Source organism: Pyrobaculum sp., from assembly GCF_049971835.1.
In the GTDB taxonomy this organism is placed as follows: domain Archaea; phylum Thermoproteota; class Thermoprotei; order Thermoproteales; family Thermoproteaceae; genus Pyrobaculum.
Genome location: NZ_JBMFKV010000180.1, coordinates 1 through 3800 on the forward strand (window position 1 = coordinate 1; position 3800 = coordinate 3800).

General features: G+C 57.6%; 4 protein-coding genes. 1 reads left to right on the top strand and 3 read right to left on the bottom strand.

Features of this window, described 5'->3' with window-relative positions; translation table 11 throughout:
- Window positions 1-319: hypothetical protein (locus ACP5J3_RS11850; protein WP_428495877.1), on the top strand; the 319-nt coding region annotated here is incomplete at its 5' end.
- Between the two features lie 250 nt (window positions 320-569).
- Here ACP5J3_RS11850 and ACP5J3_RS11855 read toward each other — a convergent pair.
- The 3 genes from ACP5J3_RS11855 to ACP5J3_RS11865 all read right to left on the bottom strand — a co-directional run.
- On the bottom strand, window positions 570-1328 hold the full coding sequence (locus tag ACP5J3_RS11855) for a CRISPR-associated endonuclease Cas3'' (RefSeq protein ID WP_428495878.1): 759 nt from the start codon (window positions 1326-1328) through the stop codon (window positions 570-572).
- Window positions 1325-3154: a CRISPR-associated helicase Cas3' gene (cas3, locus tag ACP5J3_RS11860; protein WP_428495879.1), complete on the bottom strand. Its 1830-nt coding sequence runs from the start codon at window positions 3152-3154 to the stop codon at window positions 1325-1327. The genes ACP5J3_RS11855 and cas3 overlap by 4 nt, the downstream gene beginning before the upstream one ends.
- On the bottom strand, window positions 3151-3800 hold a 650-nt coding region (locus ACP5J3_RS11865; RefSeq protein ID WP_428495880.1), incomplete at its 5' end, for a hypothetical protein. The genes ACP5J3_RS11865 and cas3, both read right to left, overlap by 4 nt.

Sequence of the window (3800 nt, forward strand, 5' to 3'; positions counted from 1 at the left end):
CTATCTTTTGATTTCTGGAGACGTGTTCATAGACCGCGACAAGAACTGTATTACCATCGTGTTTCAACTATCTTTTGATTTCTGGGGCTGGTTTTTATGGTTTTTGTGGGTTTTTAAGTTTTTCGCAGGTTTTTTGTCTCTCCGGCGGACGCTTTTCGGCAACGCTTTACATTCATATATTCCGCTGTGTGGTCTAACTGTACGCCATTCTTCGCAAGCACAGCAACGTGGAGGTTCAGAAGACGCCGAGACCCAGCGCCATTCTTCGCCGCGCCGCGCACAAGTTTATATGTTTGTAAATGGGACTCTGGACATGTAAAAATGGTTAAAGTGAGGGGCTGATTTGTCGATAGGCGAGTTTGAGGTGCAGAAAACTTCTCTCGCTAGATAAATAGGTAGAGAGGCTGAGTAATTGAGAAGCAATGATTTGACGAGGGAGGGGGCGCTTTGGCAGAGGGGGGTTGTCAGTGAGTTGATTGTGGGGTTTTGCGTAAAGGCTCCGCCGCTGGAATCACGCTAAGACGTTCTGCTGGCCTACGCCACAGCTGGAGCGAGGATCGCTTAACAACTCAGCAGTGACATTCGACTAGGAGTGGCCTTATGACGTACGCAATTCTACCATCGCTTCGGACAAGCGCGGAGTCTAGATTGTCGGCGATGGCTATCACGTGGATGATCAACTCTCCCCACACAGCCTCCGGGACTAGAAGCCGCGATCTGGTGAGCTCTAACACCGCCCGTCTAAACCATTCGTGGCGGGCGGCGGCCTCGGCGGACGCCACGTCGGGATCAAGGCCGACGAGCTTCAGCCCCTCCTCAGCTAGGCGGAACATGAGGTCGACGTCGTCCATACTCGGCCACACTTTTAATGCATCTAAAACGACGTCGTCAATGCTACGTCTGGCGGAGTGATGCAGAGCCACGCTGGCGGCGATTATGGAGGCGCCCTTCTCGCCCCAGATACCCTTGGCCACGTGGTAGGCAACCCAGGCTGACCACACCTCGTGGCCTCTCAGCGAGGCTTTGCAACGGGGCCCAGCCTCTTTGAGGCGCCGTTGGTATACCTCTATCGCCTTGCCGACGTCGTGTAGATACGCCGCTAGGGCCACGGCCCTCTTGGCGTCCTTAAGGCCGGCGACCTCGGCCAGCCTCCTTGTTGTGCTCTCCACCTCGCGTCTTAAAGCCCTCTCGTTCAGCACCTGGTTAAACGACTTCTTGACTAACTCCGCCGCGCCTCTAATCGCCTCCTCGTCGAGTAAAGCAATGAGCGCGGCCCCCCTCAAATGCTCCTTGAGGCCGTGGCCGCACCAAGCCAGCAACTCGCTCATATCCACCCCAAACCTGGCTTGTAGGCCCCCTCCCTGGCGACGAGGCCTATCACGACCACCCTGGCGCCCAACGCGCGTGACACCTCGGCGTCGAGCGCAAGCAATTTGCGGCAGTTAATCTTCTTCTTCCTCTTGCCGTCCTTTATAATCTCGTGAAAGACTATATTTTCATCTAGCATACACTTATATAAATTGTTTTTTATCTTATTACATAATTTCGATTCGACGTCGCCCTTCACCACTACAGCTATCTTCCCGTCGTATGTCAAATCGCCGTGTCGAGCCCTTCTGGCGTCTAGCATCAACAGACAGGCCCTCTCGTCCCGCTCCTTTTTGCACTCGGCGCCACCGCGATCAGCTGGGGCGCGCTGCGCCGCCCCCTCCTCCAGCTCCTTTAAGCACAGCTCGGATACGACAATAGGCACAGCCACAGAGCCGCGGGCGAAGTTGCAGAAAATACCCATGTACCTAGCGGCGTCCTTCCTATGTAAAGTCACAAGCCTGTTTAACGTCGTGAGGACGAGTTTCAGATCCTCCAGTATTTTGGGGGCGTAGATCTCGCCGTATTTCTCGAGGAGGGCCGCGTAGCTCCTAGGCTCCGACGGGCACGGATTTCTCCACTCGACATCCCCCTCCCCCAGGAGCTTCCACGTCGCCTCCACAGACGCCGCGCCGTAGATTTCCACGGCCGATTCATACGCCCCCCGGCCCCAGTCAATTAAGGCGAGCCCCTCGCCCCCCTTCCTCGCCACTCTGCCCATGCGTTGGATAAGGCTTGGCAGCGGCGCGGCGTCTGTGACCAATAAATCGACGCCCTCGACGTCCACGCCCGCCTCTACCACTTGAGTCGCCACCACAACCTCGGCGGTTTCCAAACGCCGTACTGCCTCTCGCCTATCGCCCAGAGAGAGCCTGCCGTGTATCAACACGGCGTCGAACTCCGACTTGACTTTCTCATAGGCCTCCACGGCTCTGGCTACGGTGTTGTATATCAACAGCGCTTTTTTAAAACTACGCTCTTTTAATACGCGGAGGGGGTCGACGTCCTTTACCACCTCCGCCTTGACAGACCCAGCCGGCTTGAAATCCCTTACGACGACCTCCCCATCCACCCCCTTGTAGCCACAGCCCTCACCCACAGCCGTGACGACTACGCCTGTGGGGTTCATGATGCGGGCCAGCTTCAACGGAATAGTTGCGGTGGCGATGAGAGTCGGCGTTTTTAACTCCTTTAACGACTCGGCGGCGGCTAGAAGCGCAGTGAACGCTTTGTCCTGCCCCATGCCCGACTCTGCGTATAGATGCGCCTCGTCAAGTATAACTATCGACCTCATTATGGCGGCCCTCGCCGACTCATACGGCGCCCTCTCAGCCCTCAGCGGGGTGATTTTGTACAAGTTGAGGATAAAGCTGTCAAACGTGGTGTAAATAAGCGACGACGTTAGGAACAGGGGGTCTTTGAAATCGGCATCTATGCTCCAAGCCTGATACCCAACCCACCTCTCCCCGTATTTGTGCAAGAGGTCGCACTCGAGTTCCCTCAACCCCTCCCCTCCAGATCCCGTCACCGTCCTTAGGGCGCGGGCGTATAGATCCTCGGTGATGGAGGACATGGGGAGGACGTGGATGACTTTAGACAGCCCGCCCATCTTCCCCTCATACGCCGCGAGGCCCAGGGGTATTGAGGCGAAGGACTTGCCGTAAGCAGTGGGGGCGCGCAAGACGGCGTACCCCGTCTTGTCGAGTTCCTCAAGCGCCTCCTCAACAGCCTCGCGCCGCGCCAGCCCCAGCCGTTTGAGGGCCTCGCCGAAAGCCTCTGCGATCATACCGCCCGCTCCACGATTTCAAACAAGGCGTCTCTCACAGAGGCCAGCTGCCTCATGCCGCGGCCGCGCGAAAGCGCCTTGTACGCCTCGTCCGGATAGCCGGCCTCGAGGAAGAGGTAGAGGCTTCTGTAGGCCTCTGCCGCCTGTTCCACCTCTCTGCACAAATCCCCCTCCCACCCCCTCCGGTCGCACTCACACCACCGGGCCGAGAGCTCCTTAAGGGCGGATCTATAGTCTCTTAAAATCAACGAGGCGCCGCGAAGCGACGCCGTGTCTAACACAAGCTCGTAAGAGTCGTCCTTCTTCACCTCCTTCTCGCCTTTATATGCCAACTCGATGTACTTATACACCGCCGGCCTCTCCCCGTACGACGCCGCGATGAGGCGCATGAGGTGTTCAGGCAGACCGCAATTAACGCCCTCGAGGAAAGCCCTGAAAGACTGGCCCACATCGTACTCCACGAGGGTCAGGGGGATCAAGAGCCTTAACCTGCCCTCTCTCTGCGAACCGGAGACGTACGTTGCGCCCAGGCCCAAGGCTATGGCGCCCAGCACGTAGCAACTGACCTCCACCCACCTCTCGTATCCTCCCTCCACTCGCTTCCGCTTGCCGCTACCGTGTGCGACGAGCTGGGTCGCGGGCCAAG